This window comes from Micromonospora citrea, from assembly GCF_049629545.1.
Taxonomy (GTDB): Bacteria; Actinomycetota; Actinomycetes; order Mycobacteriales; family Micromonosporaceae; genus Micromonospora; species Micromonospora citrea_A.
In genome coordinates, this window is the sequence record NZ_JBNADX010000001.1 from 369,734 (window position 1) to 391,974 (window position 22,241).

Annotated in this window: 10 protein-coding genes; 5 read left to right on the forward strand and 5 right to left on the reverse strand. The window is 72.7% G+C overall.

Going from position 1 to position 22,241, the window contains the following annotated elements; translation table 11 throughout:
* The first annotated feature begins 21 nt into the window (after nt 1-21).
* Genes pglY through ACPFP2_RS01605 form a run of 4 tightly spaced genes read left to right on the forward strand, consistent with a single transcriptional unit; the run spans nt 22 to nt 9,882 of the window.
* Nucleotides 22-3,717, forward strand: coding sequence for a BREX-2 system ATPase PglY (gene pglY / locus ACPFP2_RS01590; protein ID WP_424085286.1), 3,696 nt, complete (start codon nt 22-24; stop codon nt 3,715-3,717).
* On the forward strand, nt 3,714-6,455 hold the full coding sequence (gene pglZ / locus ACPFP2_RS01595; RefSeq protein ID WP_424085287.1) for a BREX-2 system phosphatase PglZ: 2,742 nt from the start codon (nt 3,714-3,716) through the stop codon (nt 6,453-6,455). The genes pglY and pglZ overlap by 4 nt, the downstream gene beginning before the upstream one ends.
* On the forward strand, nt 6,452-7,774 hold the full coding sequence (gene brxD, locus ACPFP2_RS01600; protein ID WP_424085289.1) for a BREX system ATP-binding protein BrxD: 1,323 nt from the start codon (nt 6,452-6,454) through the stop codon (nt 7,772-7,774). Before pglZ ends, brxD begins: the two co-directional genes overlap by 4 nt.
* Nucleotides 7,774-9,882, forward strand: coding sequence for a DEAD/DEAH box helicase (locus tag ACPFP2_RS01605; protein WP_424085292.1), 2,109 nt, complete (start codon nt 7,774-7,776; stop codon nt 9,880-9,882). Before brxD ends, ACPFP2_RS01605 begins: the two co-directional genes overlap by 1 nt.
* A 12-nt stretch (nt 9,883-9,894) precedes the next feature.
* Here ACPFP2_RS01605 and ACPFP2_RS01610 read toward each other — a convergent pair whose 3' ends face one another.
* Complete coding sequence (locus tag ACPFP2_RS01610) at nt 9,895-10,416, reverse strand: hypothetical protein (RefSeq protein ID WP_424085294.1); 522 nt, start codon at nt 10,414-10,416, stop codon at nt 9,895-9,897.
* 270 nt (nt 10,417-10,686) lie between these two features.
* On the opposite strand from ACPFP2_RS01610, the gene ACPFP2_RS01615 reads away from it, so the two are divergent.
* Nucleotides 10,687-12,093 carry a hypothetical protein gene (locus tag ACPFP2_RS01615; protein WP_424085296.1) on the forward strand — a complete coding sequence of 469 codons (1,407 nt, stop codon included), beginning with the start codon at nt 10,687-10,689 and terminating at the stop codon, nt 12,091-12,093.
* On the opposite strand, the gene ACPFP2_RS01620 is transcribed toward ACPFP2_RS01615, so the two are convergent.
* The 4 genes from ACPFP2_RS01620 to ACPFP2_RS01635 form a co-directional block, all read right to left on the reverse strand.
* A complete protein-coding gene (locus ACPFP2_RS01620; protein WP_424085298.1) occupies nt 12,090-12,806 on the reverse strand; it encodes an HD domain-containing protein in 717 nt (238 codons plus the stop codon). The genes ACPFP2_RS01615 and ACPFP2_RS01620 overlap by 4 nt on opposite strands.
* A 58-nt stretch (nt 12,807-12,864) precedes the next feature.
* On the reverse strand, nt 12,865-16,134 hold the full coding sequence (locus tag ACPFP2_RS01625; RefSeq protein WP_424085300.1) for a hypothetical protein: 3,270 nt from the start codon (nt 16,132-16,134) through the stop codon (nt 12,865-12,867).
* A gap of 109 nt (nt 16,135-16,243) precedes the next feature.
* On the reverse strand, nt 16,244-20,374 hold the full coding sequence (locus ACPFP2_RS01630; RefSeq protein ID WP_424085302.1) for a SpoIIE family protein phosphatase: 4,131 nt from the start codon (nt 20,372-20,374) through the stop codon (nt 16,244-16,246).
* A gap of 354 nt (nt 20,375-20,728) precedes the next feature.
* Nucleotides 20,729-22,093 carry a pectate lyase family protein gene (locus ACPFP2_RS01635; protein WP_424085303.1) on the reverse strand — a complete coding sequence of 455 codons (1,365 nt, stop codon included), beginning with the start codon at nt 22,091-22,093 and terminating at the stop codon, nt 20,729-20,731.
* Nucleotides 22,094-22,241: the final 148 nt, after the last annotated feature.

The following is a 22,241-nucleotide window of genomic DNA, read 5'->3' on the forward strand; positions in this document are numbered from 1 at the left end:
CTGATCGGTACGGTAAGCGGCATGTCTTCGCCCATCCCCGCGCCGCTGCTCCGGGACGTCATCGACATCCCGGAGCGCACGAGCACCAGCGACTTCGTGCTCAAGCTCGCCGACAGCGTCGCCGACGCCGACGCCACCCTGCGCGACTATGTCGTCACGGACCGGTTGCTGGCGAACTTCGACGAGGCGCTCGGGCTGATCCGCTCCGCGGTCGAGGGGCACGCCTCCAAGGCCGCGTACCTGCACGGCTCCTTCGGTTCCGGCAAGTCGCACTTCATGGCGGTACTGCACGCGCTGCTGCGCGGTGAGCAGGCGGCCCGTGGCAGGGACGAACTGGCACCCCTTGTCGCCAAGCACAGCGTGTGGCTGGACGGCCGGAGATTCCTGCTCATCCCGTACCACCTGCTGGACGCCCGCTCCCTGGAGCAGCGGGTGCTCGGCGGATACGTCGACCGGGTGCGCCAGCTGCACCCCGAGGCACCCATCCCGGCGGTGCACCGCACCGACGCACTGCTGACCCAGGCCGCGTCGCTACGGGAGAAGATCGGCGACGAGCAGTTCATCGCCGGCCTGCCGGGCGGGGACGTCGAGGACGAGTGGGGCGACACCGAGGCGTTCTGGACGCCGGAGCGGCTCGATCAGGCGTTCGGCGAGGGCTACGGCGACCAGTTGCGCCGTAAGCTGGTCAACGACCTGCTGACCAGCTGGAACGTCGGCTTCTTCAGCAACGCCCGGGAGGACGCCGAGGCCTTCATCTCGCTCGACCCGGGCCTCACCGAGATCAGCCGGCACGCGAAGGAGCTCGGCTACGACGGTCTGATCCTCTTCCTCGACGAGCTGATCCTCTGGCTGGCCAACTCCATCGGTGACCAGCAGTTCGTCTCCCGCGAGATCCAGAAGATCACCAACTTCGTCGAGGGCGGCGACACCCGCCGGCCCATCCCGGTGATCAGCTTCATCGCTCGCCAGCGTGACCTGCGGGAACTCGTCGGCGAGGAGGTCGTCGGGGCGAACGAGCTGAGCTACCAGGACACCCTCAACCTGGCCAGCGGCCGGTTCGACGTCATCAGCCTGGAGGACCGGAACCTTCCGGAGATCGCGCGCCGCCGGCTGCTCAAACCCCGAGACGCCACGGCCGCCGAGGCGATCCGCAAGGCCTTCGACGCCACCACCAAGGTACGCCGGGAGGTCTTCGACACCCTGCTCGGCACCGACTCCGGGCGGGGCGCCGACATCGACGCCTTCCGGTCGACGTACCCGTTCAGCCCGGCGTTCCTCTCCACTCTCGTGCACGTCTCCAGCGCTCTCCAGCGGTCCCGTACCGCGCTGAAGTTGATGCGCCAGCTGCTTGTCGACCGCCGTGAGACGCTCCGGCTGGGCCAGCTCGTCCCGCTCGGCGACCTGTACGACGTCATCAGCAGCGGCGGCGACCAGCCGTTCACCGAGAAGCTCAAGGCCGAGTTCGAGATGGCCCAGAAGCTGTACGACCTGAAGCTGCGCCCCTACCTGCTCGACCAGTACGGCCTCACCGAGGACGACCTGGACGCCGTCCGCCGGGGCGGGACGATGCCCGCGGAGGTCGCCGGGCGGGTCCGTGCGTTCACCGGCGACGACCGTCTGCTCAAGACCCTGCTCCTCGGTGCACTGGCGCCCAACGTGCCCGCACTGCGCAACCTCACCGCCCGTAGCCTCTCCGCCCTCAACCACGGCAGCATCACCAGCCCGATCCCCGGCCGGGAGGTAGACCAGGTGTCCCGCAAGCTGCGGGACTGGGCCGCGCGGTTCACCGAGATCCGCATCGGTGAGGGCGACGACCCCGTGGTGGCGGTCGAGCTGGTGGGTGTGGACGTGGACAGCGTCCTGGCCACCGCCAAGCAGTACGACAACGAGGGCACCCGGAAGCACCTCGTCCAACGCCTGCTCTGGCAGCAGCTCGGTGTGCCGTGGACCGATTCGTTCTTCGCCGAGGCGGGGCTGACCTGGCGGGGCAGCCGGCGGGTCATCGAGCTGGTCTACGGCAATGTCCGCGACCCCAACGACATCCGCGACGAGGCGTTTCCCCCGAACGACCCCGACGGGTGGCGGTTGATTATCGACTACCCGTTCGACGACGGCAGCCACGGACCCGCCGACGACCGGCAGCGCGTCCAGGAACTGCTGACCCGGACCAACGCGCGGACGCTGTGCTGGATCCCGGCCGCGTTGACCGTCGAGCGGCGCAACGAGCTCGGCAAGCTGGCCATCATCGACAAGCTGCTGGAAGGGCAGCGATTCGACAGCCACGCCGGGCACCTCAACCCGGACGACCGGCGGCGGGCGCAAGCCGCGCTGACCAACCAGCGCAGCGCACTCACGCAAAAGATCCAGGCGGTGCTGCGGCAGGCGTACGGGCTGGCGCAGAAACAGCCGGGCGACGTGCAACTCGGGTTCGACGACCACCTCCAGTCGCTCACCCGCACGCTGGGACCCAAGCTGCCGATGGGGGCGACCTTCAACGACGCACTGCGCAGCCTCGGCGACCAGATGCTCAGCGAGCAGTTCCCCGCCCACCCCGACTTCGACCCCGACCGCAAGGGTGAACCGGTACGGCTGCAGGACGTCAAGGTCGTGCTCGAGCACGTCCGTGAGGCGGTGGAGTCTCCCGAGGGGCGCGTCGAGGTGGAACGGGCACATCGGCAGACCATGCGCCGTATCGTCAATCCGCTGAAGCTCGGCACGATGCACGAGGCCGCATTCCTCCTCGACGGCGAGTGGGCGCAGCACTTCCAGCACAAGGCAGCCACCGAGGGCATCAGCGGTGAGCTGCGGGTGGCCGACCTGCTCCGCTGGATGGACGAGCCGAAGGCCCGAGGTCTCGACCCGGTCGTGGCGCAGCTGGTCGTGGCGACCTTCGCCGAGCAGACCGACCGTGGCTTCTTCCTGCACGGCAGCCCGGTCAGCCCCGATCTCGGAAAGATCACCAACGAACTGACCCTCCGCGAGGAGAGCCTGCCCGACGAGAAGGCCTGGGAGGCGGCCCGGACGCGGGCCGCCGCGATCTTCGGATTCCACTCGCTCGCGCTGCGCCGCGGTCGGTTGGTGGCGATGTTCAGGCGGGACCTGACGAACGCGGCCAGCCGGCACCGGGACGCCGCCCACACGTTGGTCAGGCGGCTCGAAGAGCGCGAATCCTGGCTGGGCCTGGCCCGGGACACCGGACGTCTCGCCACCGCCCGTGCTGCGGCGGATCTGCTCGAAGCACTGGTAGCCGCGGGTTCGGCCAAGGACGCAGTGGAGCGGCTCGCACGGGCGGAGCTTGCCGGCCCCGCCGACCGCACCGGCAGGAGCCTCAGCAGCGCCGCGCAGGTTTCCGCTGCGCTGGCCGCCGCCCCCTGGGACACCTTCGAGATCATCGCGGGCCTCTCCGCGCCGCACCGGGGCCAGGCCGAGGCCATCCTCGGTGAACTGCGCGGGGTGGCCCAGGCGGACGAGCTGACCGCGCCGCTGGCCCCGGCCCTCCGGAAGGCACAGGCCGACGCCACGAAGTTGCTTCGTGATGCCACGCAGATCACCCCGCCGCGTCCGCCTTTGCCGCCGCTTCCCCCGCCGCCGGCGGACCGTGGCGGAAGCGAAAAGGTACCAACGGGAGCGGTGGAAGGTGTTCTCGAAAAGGTGCGACAGATTGCGGCTGACCACGAGGGCGCGACGATCGAGGTGACCTGGAGAATCGTGTCGTGACTCAGGCAGTCGCGCCCTCGCAGGCGCTGCGGATCAACCCGGTGGCGCTGCGGCAGAAGGTGACGCAGCAGCTCGACCGCCACCGCAACGGTGACCCGTATCCGGTGATGGTGTTCCGTGCCGAACCGACCTGGCCGCATGACCCGATGGTCCTGCTGCCCGACGCGCGCAAGGCCCGGGTGGTGCCGTGCGTCTCCCCGCTCGCCGTGTGGGAGCACCTCGTCGTCGACCGCGACGACGAAGTGCTCGTGCTGCTCACCGACATCCCGGAATCCCGACTGGGACAGGGAGTCCGTAGCCGGATCTTCCGGCAGCAGGTCATCACCGTCGAGCCGTGGGACCTGGTCGTCGACGCCTTCGGTGCCCAGGTGCCGGACAGCGCTCTGGAACGCGAGTCGTGGGCCGGTGAGGCCTTGCTCGACGCAATGCCGCCGGCGGGCTGGCCGAAGCTCAGCACCCGGGTGCTCACCCGCGACGTCGCGCTGCGGCACCTCGCCGCCGTCCGGCTGGGTCTGGAGCGCCGAGGCGAGAGCGCCGACGACCTCGACGTGTCAGCGCTGCTGCGGTGGAGCGCCGAACCCGGCGCGGTGGAAGCTTTCGGCCTGCTTCGGCCGGTGGAGCAGGACGGCCTGCGACGGTGGCTCGTGGAGCAGTTCGGCCGACCGGCGCGGGCGCTCATCGCGCTCGTCACCGCCGGGCACGGGGCCGACGCGTTGCCGCTGGGTCTGGTGTGCGATGCGGTCTGGACAACGAGCACGCCCGACGCGGTCCGCGTGCAGGGTCGCATCGACCAGTACTTCGGTCACCTCGATGACGACGCCGCCGTACGCGGCTTCGCCGACGCCGCCGTCCAGGTGGTAGCAGGAATGGTGACCGCCCGTGAGTCGTCTGCCCACCGGCAGGGTCAGGCCGTCCTGCACCGGGCGGAGGAACTGCTCCTGCAGTTCGGCGCGGTAGGCAGCGCCGGGCACAGTGCCGTTCTGCGTACCGGATTCACCCGGCGTGTCGATGACGCCGCCCGCGCCCTGCTGGCCGGGGTGGCGGACCCGGCGCTGGACGCGGCGGTCGACAGCCTGTCCGGGCACCTGCTGGCCGAGTCGGAGGCGGGCCGGATCCACCGGATCCGGATGGCGCAGCGGCTGGTGCGGTGGCTCGGCGTCGAGGTCTCCCCGCCTGCCAGCGTCGCCGACGGCGTCCAGCGGCAGATCGCCGAGTGGGGTTGGGTCGACCTGGCGCTGCACCACGTGTGGGCCGGCGACGACGTCCACCCCGGGCTGCAGCAGGCGTTTCGTGAGATCCACGAACGCGGGCAGCAGCGGCGTCGGAAACTGGACGGCGCCTTCGCGGAGCGGCTCGCGGCCTGGGCGACGGCGGGGCCGGGGAACGACGGTGGTCTGCTGACCATCGAGAATGTGCTTCCCGCGGTGGTCGACCCGCTGATCCGTGCCCAACGGTCGGTGTTGCTGGTGGTCCTCGACGGGATGAGCGCGGCGGTCGCCGTCGAGCTGGCTGACGAGCTCTCGCAGCAGTGGATCGAGTACGACCCGCTGGGCGGGCGGGGGACCGGACGGCGTCGAGGTGTCGTCGCCGCCCTGCCGACCCTCACCGCCGTGTCGCGGACCTCCCTCTTCGCCGGGGCGCTGCGCGGCGGCGACCAGGCGAACGAGAAGCGGATGTTCGACGAGGGTCGGTGGGGCCAGGGGGCCAGGATCTTCCACAAGGGTCCGGCGCGTGGTGGGGCGGGAGAGGCGTTCTCCGAGGGGCTGCGCACGGCGATGGCCGACCCGGCGCAGCTGGTCGCGGTGGTGATCAACACGGTGGACGAGTCGTTGTCCCACGGCCGTGAGGGAGACGAGGCCGGCTGGCAGATCAAAGACCTCGGCTTCCTGCGAAGCCTGTTGGACCTCGCCGGCTCCTCCGGTCGAGCCGTGATCATCACCAGCGACCACGGTCACGTGCTCGAACGCGGTGGTGAGCAGGTCAAGGCACCGGACGCCGCGTCGGCGCGGCACCGCACCGGCCCTGGCCCCGCCGGCCCCGGCGAGGTGGAGCTGAGTGGTCCCCGCGTGGTGGCCGAGGGCAAGCGGATCATCGCACTCTGGGACCCGCTGAGGCGGTACCGCCCGACCAGGGCCGGGTACCACGGAGGCGCTTCGCTGGGGGAGGTGACCGTCCCGCTGCTGGCCTACCTGCTGCCCAACGTCACCGACGTTCCTACCGGTTGGGTGCCGGTGGAGGAGCAGCGGCCCGAGTGGTGGGAGGCCGGGGTGCCTACGCCGGCCGCGCCGGCCGTCGCGCCTGCCAAGACGTCCCCGTCCACGCCCAAGCCCCGCCGCAAGCCACCGGTCGTCACGGGAGATGCCCTGTTCGACGTACCGGAGCAGATGCCCGCGCCCGCGGCAGAGCCGGCGACCGGCGACGGCGATCTGGTCGCCGCGCTCCTGGCCACCGAGCTCTTCCAGGCACAGCACGGCCTGACTCCACGCAAGGTCGACCAGAAGAAGATCGAAGCGGCGATGCGGGCGCTGCTGGAGGCGAAGGGCGTGCTCTCCGCTACGGTGCTGGCGCAGCGAGCCGGGGAGTTGCCCGCCCGAGCCGGCGGCTTCGTCATCACCCTGCAGCGGATCTTCAACGTCGACAATTACCCTGTGCTGTCGCTGATCGACGACGGGCGCACCGTCCGGCTGGACGTACCGCTGCTGCGGACGCAGTTCGGACTGTCGGACGGTGTCTCGTGACCGCGGTCAGCCCCGCGCGGCGGCGGGAGGTGATCGACGCCCTGCGCCGGGGCGCCGTCCCCTCCGCCGGGCTGGACCTTCTCGCCGTCGGGCTGGACCGGTTCGTCGCCGCCGTGGGGGAGGACCTGGACACGGTCGCCGCCGGCGGCTCGGTCTTCAAGGCCGTCCGTGGTGAGTACGGATCCGGCAAGACCTTTTTCACCCGGTGGATTGCCGAACGGGCGAAGCGCGCCAACTTCGCCACGGCCGAGGTGCAGGTCTCCGAGAACGAGACACCGCTGCACAGGCTGGAGACCGTCTACCGGCGCCTCACCGAGCGGCTGACCACCGCGACCTTCCCGCCGAGCGCCCTGCGACCGGTGGTCGACGGCTGGTTCTACGCGCTCGAGGAGGACGTCCTCGCCGCCGGGGAGGTTGCCGCCGACGACGCCGACGCGCTCGACCGCGCCGTCCGGGTGCTGCTCGACCAGCGGCTCGCCGTGGTCAGCCGCAGCGCGCCGGCCTTCGCGGCCGCGCTGCGGGGTTACCGGTCTGCGTCCCTCGCCGGTGACCAGGCCACCGCCGATGCGGTGCTCGCTTGGCTCGGTGGGCAGCCGCACGTCGCGGCTTCCGCCCGACGCGTCGCCGGGGTACGCGGCGACCTGGACCACTTCGCCGCGCTGAGCTTCCTGCAAGGGCTGCTCGCCGTGCTCCGGGACAGCGGACACCCGGGGCTGCTGCTGGTGCTCGACGAGGTGGAGACATTGCAGCGGGTCCGCTCGGACGCCCGCGACAAGGCGCTCAACGCGCTGCGCCAGCTCATCGACGAGGTGCACGCCGGACGTTTCCCCGGCCTCTACCTCGTGATCACCGGCACTCCGGCGTTCTACGACGGGCCGCAGGGTGTGCAACGGCTGGCTCCTTTGGCCCAGCGGCTCGCCGTCGACTTCACCACCGACGCCCGCTTCGACAATCCGCGGGCGGTGCAGATCCGGCTCGCGGGCTTCACCGTCGACTCCCTGGTCGAACTCGGCGCCCGGGTCCGTGACCTCTACGCCGACGGCTCGGCCGCGCCCGTGCGGGTGCGGTCCCTGGTCGACGACGCCTACCTGGGCCAACTGGCCCGGGCGGTCGCCGGAGGGCTGGGCGGCAGGGTCGGGGTGGCCCCCCGGCTCTTCCTCAAGAAGCTGGTGGGGGAGGTGCTCGACCGGGTCGACCAGTTCGCCGACTTCGACCCCCGTACGCACTACGCGTTCACGCTGTCCGCCACCGAGATGACCGACGTCGAGCGCAACGCGAGCAGGGCCGACGACATCAACCTCGACCTGACGGCCGGCTGATGACGAACGGCGCCGACCTGCTGCACCCGGTGGTGCTGCACCATGTCGTCAACTCACTGCAGTGGCCCGGCCTGCGGCCCCTCCAGGAGGCCGCCGTTCAACCGTTGCTGGACGGCGACGACGCCCTGCTGCTCGCACCGACCGCCGGCGGTAAGACGGAGGCGGCGATGTTTCCGCTGCTGTCCCGGATGGCGGGGCAGAACTGGTCGGGGACGTCGGTGCTCTACATCTGCCCGTTGAAGGCGCTGCTCAACAACCTGCTGCCGCGCCTGGAGTCGTACACGGGCTGGCTGGGCCGGCGGGCGGCCCTGTGGCACGGCGACGTGACCATGGGCCGGCGTCGGGCCATCCTCCGCGACCGCCCCGACGTGCTGTTGACGACGCCGGAGTCCCTGGAGTCGATGCTGGTCAGCACCGCCGTCGACGAGCAGGAGTTTCTCGGTCACGTCCGGGCCGTCGTGGTGGACGAGGTGCATGCCTTCGCCGGCGACGACCGTGGCTGGCACCTGCTGGCCGTGCTGGAACGGCTCAGCCGGGTGGCGGGCCGGCCGATTCAGCGGGTGGGGCTCTCCGCGACCGTCGGGAATCCGGACGAGCTGCTGCGGTGGCTGCAGGGCTCGGGTCACGCCGCCCGGCCCGCACGGGTGGTGGCGCCCGCCGTCGCGACCACGGCATCTCCACCGGCCGGCGCGGTGGAACTGGACTACGTCGGGTCCGTCCACAACGCGGCCAAGGTCATCGCGGCCCTGCACCGGGGCGAGAAGCGGCTGGTCTTCTGCGACTCGCGAGCGCTGGTGGAGGAGCTCGGGCAGAAGCTGCGCGCCCTGGGCGTCACCACGTACCTGTCGCACGCCTCACTGTCGGCGGAGGAACGACGTAGATCCGAGGAGGCGTTCGCCCAGGAACGTGACTGCGTCATCGTGGCGACGAGCACCCTCGAACTCGGTATCGACGTCGGCGACCTGGACCGGGTCATCCAGGTCGACGCGCCCCGCAGCGTAGCCGCATTCCTGCAGCGCATCGGCCGGACCGGCCGGCGGCCCGGCACCACCCGCAACTGTCTCTTCCTCGCACTGGGCGGAGACGGTCTGCTCCACGCGGCGGCCCTGCTGCACCTGTGGCAGCAGGGGTGGGTGGAGGCCGTCACGGCTCCGCCCGAGCCTCGACACATCGTGGCGCAGCAGGTGCTCGCCCTGTCGTTGCAGCGACACCGCGTCGGCGACCGGTTGTGGACCGAGGAGTGGAACGGGCTGTCGCCCTTCGACCGCAGTGGCGAGGTCGTCGTCCGGCACCTGGTCGAGCACGGATACCTCGACTCGGACGCCGGCATGTTGTTCATCGGCCCTGAGGCCGAGCGGCGGTTCGGACGCCGGCACTTCATGGACATGCTCGCGGTCTTCACCGCACCGCCGCAGTTCACCGTGCTGTCGGGGCGGACCGAGATCGGCCGCACCGATCCCGCCCTGCTCACCGCCAAGGTCGACGGTCCCCGACTGCTCCTGCTGGGCGGACGGAGCTGGCGGGTCACGTACACCGACTGGAAGCGCCGCCGGTGCTTCGTCGAACCGGCGGACGGCGGCGGTAAGGCGCTGTGGATGACCGGTGCGTCGCCGCAGGGGCTGTCGTACCGGATGGTCCGCGCCATGCGTGCCGTGCTGCTCGGTGCCGAGCCCGAGGTCGCACTCACGGCCCGTGCCACCACCCGGCTGGCCGTGCTACGGGACGAGGCCACGACCACCGTGCATCCGGGCGGCACCGTCGTGGTGCGCGACCGGGAAGGCGAGGTGCGCTGGTGGACGTGGGCCGGTTACCGGACCAACGCCACCCTGATCGCCACGCTGAGCGAACTGGTCGACCCGACGCAGCGGTACGACGACGCCAGCATCCGGCTGCGTCACGACCTGGACCGCGAGATGTGGCGGGTCGCGACAGCCGACGCCGATCAGCGGATCTGCCTGCCGGACGTCACAGAGAAGGCGCTCGCCGGGCTGAAGTTCAGCGCCGCACTCCCACCTCGTCTGGCGGCCGCGACCCTCGCCGCCCGGCTCGCCGACGTCGACTCCGCCGCGGCGGTGCTGCGGGAGCCAGTCCGCTTCGCCTACCTCTGAGCACGGGACGGATCAGTCGGTCGTCGCCGCGCAGTACGCGCACTCGTGCCGCTCCGACCAGTCCCTGCGCTCCAGCGCCCCGGGCTGGATCGCCCGGTGCCCGAAGTGCTTGCGGACCGCCATCCGGAACGTCCACAGCGTCTCGGCGAACTCGTGGTACGACTCGTGCCCGGCGGGTGACCGCAGGTCGGAGCCCGCGCCGATCAGCTTGCGCATCGCCACCAGCCGGTGGAAGGCGGCCTCGCCGGCCACCACCAGGTGCGGTGTGCCGGACATCAGCAGCCGCTCGCGCGCCTGGTACGCCCCGGCCTCGGTCATCGCCACGCCGGCCGCCTGCCGGTCGCCGGCGGGGACGGAGCGCAGCGCGGTGTGCGCCGCGTCCAGGGCGAGGGCGAAGTCCACGCAGGTGCGCCAGCGGTCCAGGTCGCGGTCGCGGGAGCGGGTGTCCCGCTCCCGGCGCAGGTCGACCAGGAGGCTGCCGGAGAGTGCGATGAGGGCGCCTGCTCCCGTGCTCAGCAACGGCATCCAGTCCATGCCGGACATCGTGCCATCCGTAGGTAAGCGGTCATGATCGCGTCTGGTCGTCGCTGGGCGACGCCGGGTCGAGGGCCGAGCCCGCCTCCCGGCCGGGGTGCGACGACGGAGGGCTCGCAAGCGTCCCGGATCGCCTGTTCGGCATGGCCGTCAACCGGCGCGCGTCGTCGTGCACCGCGTCTGAGCGGCTGCCGAGCTGCGCCGCCGGGCTACCGTCACCAGCTGACGCCACCGCGTCCCGGGCTTGCTGCCGACGGCCACCATGGCGGGGTGGAGCTGAAGCTGACCGCCCCGGAGATGGCACTCTGGACGGCGTTCCCGCGCCGGGCATTGGTCGACCTCACCGACGCCGAGGATCGTACGGTGCGGGCGGCCGTCATCCGGGCCCTGCTGCTCGGCGCGGTGCCCGCCGAGTCGGGGCAGCTCGCCGCCCTGACTCTGGTCGGCGCCGAGGTCACCGGCACGCTGGATCTGTCCTACGCGGAGATCCCCTACCCGGTGCGGCTGAGCCGCTGCGACTTCACCGACCGCTTCGAGTTCGTCGGCGCGCGGACCCGCGAGATCGACCTGGCCGGCTCGCGGCTGGCCGGGATCTGGGCCGACAAGGCCGTCGTGGAGGGCAACCTGCGCCTGTCCGACGCCCGCTGCGTCGACGGCGTACGGCTGGCCGCCGCCCGCATCGACGGCGCGCTCGTGCTGGACCGGGCGCAGCTGTCCGGCACGCCGGCGCTCGACGCCCGGCTCCTCACGGTCGGTCACGACATCCGCGGCGACGGACTGCGCTGCACCGGGGAGGTGCGCCTGAACCACGCCGACATCCGCGGCTCGGTCCGGCTGCACGGGGCGACCCTCACCGAGCCCGACGGGCGGGCGCTGGCCGCCGTGGGCCTCGTGGCCGGTGGCACCCTCAGCTGCTGCGACGGCTTCACCGCCGACGGGCGGATCACCGTCGCCTTCGCCCGGGTCGGCCGGCAGGTCTGCTTCGAGCACGCCCGCCTGCGCGGCGCGCTGAACTGCCGCCAGCTCCAGACCGACGAACTGGTCCTGGCCACCGACGGGCCGGTCGAGGGACAGCTGGACCTGCGGCACGCCCGCCTCGGCGTGCTGCGCGACGACCCAGGGAGCTGGCCGGCGGTGGTCCGGCTCAACGGCCTGGTCTACGAGGCGATCGACTCGCCGGCCGACGTCCGCCGGCGGCTCGACTGGGTCGGCCGGGACGCGGGCGGCTACGCGCCGCAGGCGTACGAGCAGTTGGCCGCGACGTACCGGCGGCGCGGCGAGGAGGACGACGCGCGAACGGTGCTGCTGCGGGGGCAGCGGCACCGCCGTGCCGGGCAGTCCCGGGGACTGCGCGTGTGGGGGTTGGTGCAGGACGCCACCGTCGGCTACGGCTACCGGCCCACGCTGGCCGCACTCTGGCTGGTGGCGCTGGTGGCCGTCGGCACCGCCGTCTTCACGGCCGTGCCGCCGATCCCGCTGAACCCGGCGAGCCCGGTGCGGTTCCGTGCGCCCGTCTACACGGTCGACCTGCTGCTGCCGCTGGTGGACCTGCGCCAGGAGTCGGCGTTCGAACCGGCGGGGGAGACGGTGTGGGTGGCGTACGGGTTGATCGCCTGCGGGCTCGTCCTGGTCACCACCATCGCCGCCGGCACCACCCGGGCGCTGCGCCGCAACTAGTTCGGCGTGTCGAGGATCGCGCTGAACCGCTCCTCGGCCAGGTCGAGCTGGGCGAAGATGTGCCGCTTCACCGGTGCGGACAGCGGCGTGTCCGGCCGGGAGATCAGGTCCCGGAACACCGGCACCAGCGGGCGGTACTTCGCCGCCGACCGGGCCACCTTCGGGCCGATGGTGTAGACCACGCCCACCCCGTTGTCGGTGAAGTCGGAGATCTTGATGACCCGGGCCCACGGCTCCCGGTCCAGGCTGGCCGCCACGTGCTCCCGGTACTGGACGTGCCGGTCGCGGTCGGGGTCGTACTCCGGATTGGTGACCGCGCCGACCAGGCGGGCGACGCGCGGGCCGAACCGGTCGGCGAGCGCGGCCAGCGCCGCCGTCGTCGGGTCGGCCGCGCCCGGACCGGCCAGCTCGTCGGGGTGGTCCTCCACCGCGTCGTGCAGCAGGCCGGCGACGATGACGTCGACGTCGCGCACCTGGTAGTGGTGCATCATCCGGATCGCCACCCGCAGCAGGTGGTTCAGGTACGGCTCACGTACCCGCCGGTCGTCGCGGTGCAGCGCGGCGGCGAGGTCGAGGGCCTCGGTGAGCCGGTCGCGCGCCGCCGGGTCGAAGGCCCGGATCTCCAGCCGGAACCGCTCCAGCAGGCCGCGCTCACCGTGGATCTCGGTGATCGCGTGCATCGGCATGGTCGCGAGGTACGGCGGGAACTCCATCACCTACTTATAGCCGATCTTCACTGGCCGATGGTTGCGGCCGTCGGATGGGCGACCGTCACCAGCGCCGCCACTTCGGCAGCTCCCGTTCCGACAGCTGGCGCCAGAACTCCCGGAGGCCGGGGCGGGCCACGCCCTGCCACGGCGCCCGCGTCAACCGCAGGTGGAACGATGCCAGGTCGGCCTGGCGACCGCAGAAGTTCTGATCCATCTTGTACCGCAGTGGCTCACCCTTCGCCGGCAGGGGGCAGAGTCGGAAGGGGCAGTCGTCCAGGCAGGTGCCACCGGGCACGCACAGTTCGGCCGAGTGCAGGCTACGGTCGGGCTCCATCGCGGAGCGGTCGTGGGTGAGGCAGGGTGGGAGGTCGCACCGGTCGGCCCGGCTCAGCCGTTCCTCCTGCTGCGTCAGATCCTTGCCCCGGTCGGCGAGGTTCATCAGCAGCATGACGTCGGCGAGCAGCCGCTCCGCCCGCCGGTCCAGGACGCTCCACCCCATCGAATCCGGGACCCACAACCGCTGGATCCGGCGGACGTCCACCGAGGTGCTGCAGGAGCCCACCCGGCTGGCGGTCTCTCCCTCGTCGATCCAGCAGTACCGCTCGGGCCGCCTAGTGATCAGCGCGTTGACGCAGAGTCGGCCCACCTCCAGCAGGAACGGGTGGGCGACGCAGCGTTCGCGGCCCGTCACCCCGCTGCCCGCGATGTGCAGCCAGCGCTGGACGAGGCCGACGGGGTTGGCGCCGTGCCCGCGCGACGGCAAGGGGTCGCCGGGGTCCATCGGCAGGGACAGCAGGGTCAGGGCCTGGATCAGCGCCAGGTGGCTGTACCAGAAGCGGGAGTGGCGCAGCGCATCCTCCGTCATCTCGACGAGGAAGCTGCGGTCGCTGTCGCTCCGGCCGATCGGCAGTTGTCGGACGTTCGCCGCCAGGCGGAATCCCTGCGCCAGCGCGATCTCCGAGGTGAGGCCAAGACCGCGGTCGTCTCCCGCGGCTCGCGCGGCGAGGGCGGCCGTCCAGGCACGCAGAGCCGCCCGGGTGGCCTCGACGGCGCTCTCGGCCCCGTCGACGTCGCGGACCGCCGAGAGGTGCAGCAGCGGCGCGATCCATCCGCGCAGCTGCTGCTCGTGGCGGGCCTGCTCGTCGACATCGGCCGTGAGGAGACGCGGGCCCAGGCCACCGAGGCTGGTCAGGGAGAGCGCCGCCGCCCGGCCACCGAGCCCGATTTCGCGCGCGGCCGCGAGTCGGACCCGGTAGGACCCCTCCCGGCTGGCCACCCGGAAGAGGCTGTCGTACGGTGGCGGCCGGAAGGGGCCGGGCACCGGCGACGACAGGGTGCCCCGTTCGTAGGCGACCAGCCGCGCGACGTTTCCCCATACCCGGACCAGGGCCAGCTTCGCCTCGTCCAGCGGACGGTCCGGGGCTTCCTGCTCCTGGAAGTCGTCCCAGTGCGCTTCGATGTCCGCCACGAGGTGGTCGTGGGCGGGCGAGAGAGCACTCACGTCGATCTCGAGTGCCGTCTCGTACATCTCCAGACGCCAGCAGGGGTTGCCCCCGCCGCGGGCATGTTCCTGCAGCGCGGACACCAGCCGGACGATCGGCGAGGGGCGGGGTGGTCGGGCGAGGACGGCGCGGACGTGCGCCGCCAGGCTCTGAGGTTTCGCGGTGAGGGCGAGGCGGCGGGAGAGCAGGGTCAACGCGATCAGGAACTCGTGACTCGGCTCCGGGCGGATCAGCTTCGGCATCAGCTCCTTCCACACCCCGGGGTCGGCGAGGAACTCCACGCCCAGGTACGCCTGGATGACCGCGTGATGGAACCGGAGACCGTCGGGGGCCAGTTGCACCACTCCCAGCTCACTCGCCTCGGTGGCTGCAGCGGCCAGGTCGTCACGGCTCGTGGGATCGAGCTTGCCGCCGAGATCCCCGCGCAGCTTCCTCAGGATGCAGTGGTGCGTGTTGCGCGGGTCCGTCCATCGGCCGCGATCGGTCAGGTCGTCGTACGACACGGTCGGCTTGTCGTGCAGAAAGCCGACGCAGGCGAATGCGCCGGCGACGACCAGCGCGTGCGCCCGATCCTCCGCGGTCCGGACGAAGTCCTCGCAGAGGTAGCCGTCGACCAGCGCGGTACGCCACGCCTCGAGGAGGTTCCAGCGGACGGTGGCGCGGTCGGGCGGTCGGGTGATCGCGCCGGGCTCGGGGTTGACGTGCAGTTGCTGGGGCAGCCCGTTGATCTTGTTGAGGTCCCGGATGACCTTGAGGTAGAGCGGCGATTCGGTGACGTCGGCGGCGACGATCAGGCTGCCGACGGTGGTGTACGAGGACCGCGCGCGCCGGGCCTCGTCGGTCAGGCCGTAGGCCAGCGCCGTCCCCTCGCTCAGTGGCTCCAGTCCCAGGACCACCGCGGGCATGCTCCGCAGCGGCTCGTACGGACGGGCGGCCACGACCAGCGGCAGACCGTCCCGGGCGGCCTTCGTGAAGGCCTCGCGGAGCACACTGTCCCGCTGCCCCTGCTTGTTGTCGCCGCCCAACTCCTCGAGCCCGTCGGCGAGCACCGCGATCTGGTTGCTCCACCGCAGTTGGCGCCAGAGCCGGCCGGCCTGCGCGTCGCTGTAGAGGCGGGCGTCGATCACCTCCTGAAAGCGCTGTTTGGCCAGCCCCTCGAAGTCGAGCTTGTCGGGATCGGACACGTCGTGCAGGCGCAGTGGGATAGGCACCACGCCCCGGGTCGACAGCTCGTGGGTCAGCTTCACGAGGACGGCGCTCTTGCCGGCTCCCACCCCGCCGATGAGCACGATCGGGCAACGGACGTGAGGGTCGCGGATGCGTTCGATCAGCACCTCGCACATCTCGTCCCGGCCGACGATGCCGGCGAGTTCGTCATGGGACGTGGTGACGAGCTTCTCCGGGGTGCGCCGGGCCATCTTGTCGTACCAGCGGCGCACGTGGTGCTGGGTGAACAGGTAGAAGACGACGAAAGCCACCGCGATCCAGGCGAGCCTGTCGAAGAGGTTCACCACCGGGCCGCACCAGTCGGCCGACTCGCCGCAGCGCCCGCCCAGCAGCCCCGCCGGCGGGCTCGCGAGGCCCGTCGCCTCCACCAGCGGCAGGACGATCATGGCGAGCCACCAGATCGTGAGCACCACCGCGATGGTGGCGAGGATCGACCACAGCCACCTGACGGGCCACTGCCGGGCGGGTGCCGCCGGCCGGGCGGCCTGCATCCGCTGCTCCTCCTGGGTCCGGCCCTGCACCCAGGTGGCGGATCTCCGGAACGCCATCTGCAACCAGATCCGCGGGGTCCAGAGCCACCCGCGCCACAGCGGACCGCGCATCCGTCACACCCCCGCCCGGCCCTCGCCCGCAGGCGAGTGGAACTCACGTACCGGTCGCGCCGAGGCTAACCCGCCGACACCGGGCATAAGGCGCAGTTCGGAGAACCCGTCACGCGGTGCCCGACAGCCGTTTGACCAGCCGTACGACCGTCCCCTGCGGGGTGCCGTCGATCTCGGCCTCGTCCATCAACCTCGCCATGATCAACCGCCCCCGGCCCCGCTCCGTCCCTTCCGAGCTGGCCTCCCGCCATCCGCCGGTGTCGGCGACCTCGATCTCCAGCCGGTCGGCGCGCAGGTGCCCCCGGACCGTCACCGTGGCGTCGGGGGCGAACCGGTAGCCGTGCTCGATGGCATTGGCGCACGCCTCACCGGCGGCGATCAGCGCCGCCTCGACGTCCGACTCGCCCACCCCGAGCCCGACCAGCCAGGCCCGCAGCGCCTCCCGGGTGGGGTGCAGCTGCGCCGGGTCGGCGGCGAGGGCGGCGTGGAAGACCGCCGGCTTCCGGTGCCGGTAGACGAGCACCGCGACGTCGTCGTCGCGGACGTCGGGCAGCAGGTCGCGCACCAGCCGGTCGGCCAGCTCGCTCTCGGGCAGTTGGCGGCCGTCGGTGAGGATGGCGACCGCCCGGGCGATGCCCGCGTCGATCAGCTCCCGCCGCCGTTCCACCAGGCCGTCGGTGTAGAGCAGCAGGGTGGAGCCGGGGCGCAGCCGTACCTCGGCCTCGGGACGCCCGCTGACCGCCACGCTCGCCAGCGGCACCGAACCGGCCCGGTCCAGCAGCTCGGAGGTGGCGTCCGGGTGGGTGAGGACCGCGGGCGGGTGCCCGGCCGACGAGTACCGCAGCACCCCGAGCGCCCGGTCGACGATGGCGCAGAAGACGGTGGTGTTGCCCCCGCCGGGGACGAGCCGGGCGAAGTCGTCCAGCGCGGCGAGCACCTCCGCCGGGCTCTTGGCCTGCAACAGCAGCGCCCGGCAGGCGTTGCGCAGCTGCCCCATCACGGCGGCCGCGGACAGCCCCCGACCCACGCAGTCCCCGACCACCACGCCGACCAGGTCGCCGGGGAGCGGGACCGCGTCGTACCAGTCGCCGCCGACCTCCAGGGGGCGCACCGCCGGCTCGTAGCGCACGGCGAACCCGGCCGGCAGGTCGACCGGGCCGAGCAGCGCCCGCTGCATGGCCAGGGCCACCGTGCGCTGCGTCTGGTAGGCGCGGGCCCGGACCAGCGCCTGGGCCAGCGCGCCGCCGAGCTGCCGTACCAGCGGCAGGTCCAGCGCCGGGAGCGGGCGCGGCGGGTCCAGCTCGACCCAGATGCCGCCCTCGGCGCCGCCCGGCTCGATCCGGGCGCCGATCCCGGTCACCCGGCCCGCGTCGTCGCGGGTCACCTGGGGCTCGCCGTCCGGTCGCAGCTCGGCGAGGATCCGCCGGGCCGGTTCGGTGAACTCGACGCCCGCGCCGACCACCACCGGCGCGCCGGCGCCGTCGAGCGCCACCGCGATTCCGCGCGCGCCGTGGAGCAGGCCGCAGAGTTCCCGCAGGCCCGCGTCGAGCACCTCGCCGATGTCGGTGGCCCCGGCCAGCCGGGAGGCCAGCGTGGCCAGTGTGGCGTTGCGGACCGCCGCCCCCACCTCGGTCGTCACGTCGCGCAGGGTGGCCACGTAGAGCAGGCGTGCGGTGCGCGGCTCGCGGACGCAGTTGTAGACGGCCTCCACCCAGATCCGACGGCCGTCGGCGTGCCACGCCGGCAGCGTCACCCGGCCCCGGCCGTCGCGCGCCGCCGCGGCCAGCGCCCCGGTGATCCGGGCCCGCTGCTCCGGCTCCAGCCGGTCCTCCGGCCACCAGGCGAACGGCGGACGCAGCGGCAGCTCCAGCCGGGCGATCCCGACCAGCCGGCCGAACGCCTCGTTGGCCTCGACGATCGTGCTGTCCGGCGCGACGACCACGAACGCGTCCTGCAACGAGTCGATCAGCGCGGCCCGCCAGGTCGCCTCGTGGTTGCGCAGTCGGGACAGCTCCAGGTGGGCGCGGACCCGGGCCAGCAGCTCCTCCGAGGAGAACGGCTTGGCCAGGTAGTCGTCGGCGCCGGCGCGCAGCCCCTCGACGGCCGCCCCCTCGCCGGCGCGGGCGGAGAGCACGATCACCGGCAGGGTGGCGGTGCGCCGGTCGGCGCGCAGCTCACGCAGCAGCCCGACGCCGTCCAGCCGGGGCATCATCAGGTCGGTGAGCACCAGGTCCGGTGGCCTCGCGCGGGCCTGCTCCAGCGCGTCGCGGCCGTCCACCGCGGTCGTCACCCGGTAGTGCGGCGCGAGCAGCCCGGCCAGGAACGCGCGCAGCTCGGCGTTGTCCTCCACCACCAGCACCGACAGGGCCGCGGCGGGGCGGGCCGGCGTGGGCCCCGTGGCCGGCGCCGCGCGCCCGGCACCCGTCGCGGCGGTCCAGGTCAGGGCCTCCCGGGGGTACGCGGACCCGCCGCTGTCCGGCGGCTGCGCCGCCGCTGCCGCCGACCCGTACGGCAGCCGGACGGTGAACGTGGAGCCCGCACCCTCGACGGAGTCGACGTCGATGTCGCCGCCGTGCAGGTGCACCAGTTCGCGGACCAGGGCCAGTCCGATCCCGGTGCCCTCGGTGTGCCCGGCGCCGTGCACCCGGTGGAAGCGCCGGAACACCAGCGGCAGTTCCGCGGCGGGCACGCCGACGCCGGTGTCGCCGACGGTGAGGGTGGCGTGGGTGTCGTCGCCGCGCAGGCGCACCTCGACCCGGCCCGCCGGGGTGTACTTGAGCGCGTTGGAGAGGAGGTTGACCACCACCTTCTCCCACATGTCGCGGTCGACGTACGCGGTGCGCGGCAGCGGCGCGACGTCGAGGGTGTAGGTCAGCCCGGCGTGGCGCATGGCGTGGTCGAACTGCTCGGCGATGCCGGTGGTGAGCGCGGCGAGGTCGGTGGGCACCCGCCGTGGGCCGGCCCGCCCGCTCTCGACGCGGGCGATGTCGAGCATGTCGTTGACCAGCTTGCGCAGCCGCCCGACGTTGCGGTGCACCAGTTCCAGCCGCTCGCGCTGCGTCGGTGGCAGGGGCTCCCGCTCGTCGGCCAGGCTCTCCTGCACGGGCGCGGCGATCAGGGTCAGCGGGGTGCGCAGCTCGTGGCTGACGTCGGTGAAGAACTCGGTCTTGGCCCGGTCCAGCTCGGCCAGGGCCGAGGCCCGGCGGCGCTGCGCCTCGTACGCCAGCACGTCGGTCAACGCGGTCGACACCCGGCTGGCGATCAGGTCCATGAAGTGCCGGTACGGCTCGTCGAGGGCGAGGAACGGGCTGACCCCGAGCACCAGCACCCCGACCGGCCGGCTGCGTCCGGTGGCCAGCAGCGGCAGCGCCACCGCCTCGACCACCGGGGCCGTGCCGGGGTACAGGTCGGGCCGGCGGGACTCGGGCAGCAGCTCGCCGAGGCCGGTGATCCGGGCCGGGCGTCCGGTGCGCAGCACCTGCGCCACCTCGGGGAGCTGTTCGGCGGTGGCCAGCCGGCCGGGCGGGGCCGGGCCGAAGGAGGCGGCCAGGGTCAGGGTGTCCTGCTGCGCCGCGTCGGCGTCGGGCCCGTCGAAGCGGTCGCGCAGGTAGACCCGGCCCAGTGGCAGGTCGGCGTGGCCGCAGGCGAGCACCGCGGCGGCGGCGCGGACGGCGTCCCGGGCGGTGTCCGCCTCGGCGATGGAGAGTTCGCCCAGGTCGCGCAGGAGGGCCAGCCGCCGGTCGCCGACCACCCGCCGGGTCACGTCGGTGGTGGCCACGAAGATCCCCGCCACCCCGCCCCGGTCGTCGCAGATCGGGCTGTAGGAGAACGTCCAGTACGTCTCCTCCCAGTACCCGTGCCGGTACATGAAGAGCATGGTGTTCTCGCCGTGCGCGGCGCCCCGGCCGGCGAGGACGCCCTCGGCCAGCGGCCCCATCGCGTCCCACACGTCCGGCCAGCACTCGGCGGCGGGCTGCCCGATGCCGGCCGGGTACTTGTCGCCCATGATCGGCGTGTACGCGTCGTTGAAGATCTGCACCAGCTCGGGCCCCCACCACAGCAGCATCGGGATGCTGGAGGGGAGCACCGTACGCACGGCCGCCCGCAGCTCGGCCGGCCAGGACGGCACGGGGCCGAGCGGGGTGGCCGCCCAGTCGGTGCCCCGGTGCGCCACGCTGGTCGGGTCGTCGCCCGGGAAGACCTGCGCCGCGGCGTCGTACGCCGATCGGTCCGTCCCCACGCGGCCACCTCCCGCCCCTCGTCGCCCGGGTCTGGTCGCCCCGCGGCCCCCATTGTCCCCGCTGCGGGGTGGCTTCGAACGCCGACCCGGCAGTGGCCTGCCCGGGTGCCGTGGCCCACGTCCCCGTCCCCGGGGGGTAGGCGCGTCCGGGTGGGCGCGGATCGGCGGGTGCGTGGCTGCCCGGGTGGACGGGGTCCACCCGGGCAGCGGGGCCGGTGTGCGGGTAGGGGATCGGCGCGACGTCGCCCGCGCTCTCCGGGGCGCCGACGTTGACGAAGAACCCATGGTCTCGGACGCGCCGGCCCACGTCCTGTGGGGCGGGCCACGTGGGACGACGCGGCCCGCCCCGTGGGCCTACAGCGGCAGCCGGTCCGCCCCGGCGAGCGCCCCCACCGCGAACGGGACCACCGGCGCGGGCAGCACCCGACCGGCACGCAGGGTCGGCGTCCAGCCGGCGTCGCCGCCCAGGTCCGGGTCGTGGCCGGCGTTGTACGCGGCGACCAGGTCGACCGGGCGCGGCCGGTCACCGTCGGCGCGGACCCAGTTGCCGCGGGTGGTGATCGCGGTGCCGCCCCAGTCGTACAGCAGGTCGTCGGCGGTGATGCCGGCGCCCAGGGAGAAGTAGTTGTTCTCGGCGTGCACCGCGGACTGCACCCCGACGCCGATGGCGTACTCGAAGTCGGCGCCGGCGAGCCGGTACCAGTTGTTGTAGACGTCGACCTGGCCGAAGCGGACCCGGGGCAGCCGCTGCAGCACCCGGTCGAAGAGGTTGTGGTGCAGCGTCACCTTCAGCCGGCCGACGTCCGGGCCCACCGTGTTGGACGAGCCGATCAGCATCAGCTTGTCCCGCCCGGTGAACCGGTTCCAGGAGGCGGTGACCAGGCTGGCGGTGTGGGTGACGTCCAGCGACCCGTCGTGCACCTGGTACGGCCGGCCGAAGTACGTCGGCTGGGCGCTGTCCGGGTTGTCGCCGTCGGTGAAGGTGTTGTGGTCGATCCACACGTGCTCGCTGCGGCGCACCGAGATCTGGTCGTACTGGGAGTTCCAGTTGCCGGCGTCGCCGTCGGTGGGGGACCAGGCCGGGAAGCAGTCCCGGGCGTCGTCGAAGGTCAGGTTCCGCACGATGACGTTGCTGGCCCCGTCGATCATCAGGGTCAGCCCGGTCAGCGTCGCGCCGCGCAGCCCGACGATGGTGGTGTTCGGGCCGACGTTGATCTGCGTCTGCGCGGTCTGGTTCCGCACCGAGCGCACCCGCGCGTCCTCCAGCGTGCCGGCCGGCTTCACCCGGCCCCACACCGCCGGGTCGTAGGCGGCCAGGTAGGCCTCCAGCGAGTACGCGGGGTCGGCCAGGTCGACGCAGCTGCGCAGGGCGCCGTCGTCGGCCTCGAAGCCGTCGACGACCCCGTCGACGACGATCACCTTCGGGGTGGCGTTGGCCCGGTTGGTGGCGTTGTCGCCGCCCAGGGCGCGGACCAGTTCGGCGCGGGTGCGGACCCGGTGCACCTGGTCGGCCCCGGCCGCCGCGCCGCCGGTGGTGCCGACCCCGTCGGCGGCCCAGCCGTCGCCGGCCGGCAGTGTCTGGCGGGCCAGCGCCTCGACGGCCCGGGGGACATCGGCGGCGTCGGCGGACGTGGTGGCGCCGGGCGCGGCGACCGCCGCGCCCGGCGTGAGGAGCAGGGAGAGGGCGAGCAGGGTCGCCCCGAGAAGTGGTGGACGCATGTGAGCTCTCCGAAGTGTCCTGTCGGTGCGGCGGATCCCGTGACGAGTACGAGATGCCGATACGACTGACGGTAAGGAAAGCCGCACAAGACAGTCAATAAAATCAATATGCAGCTATTTTGCATTGAATCATGACAAGCGACATTCA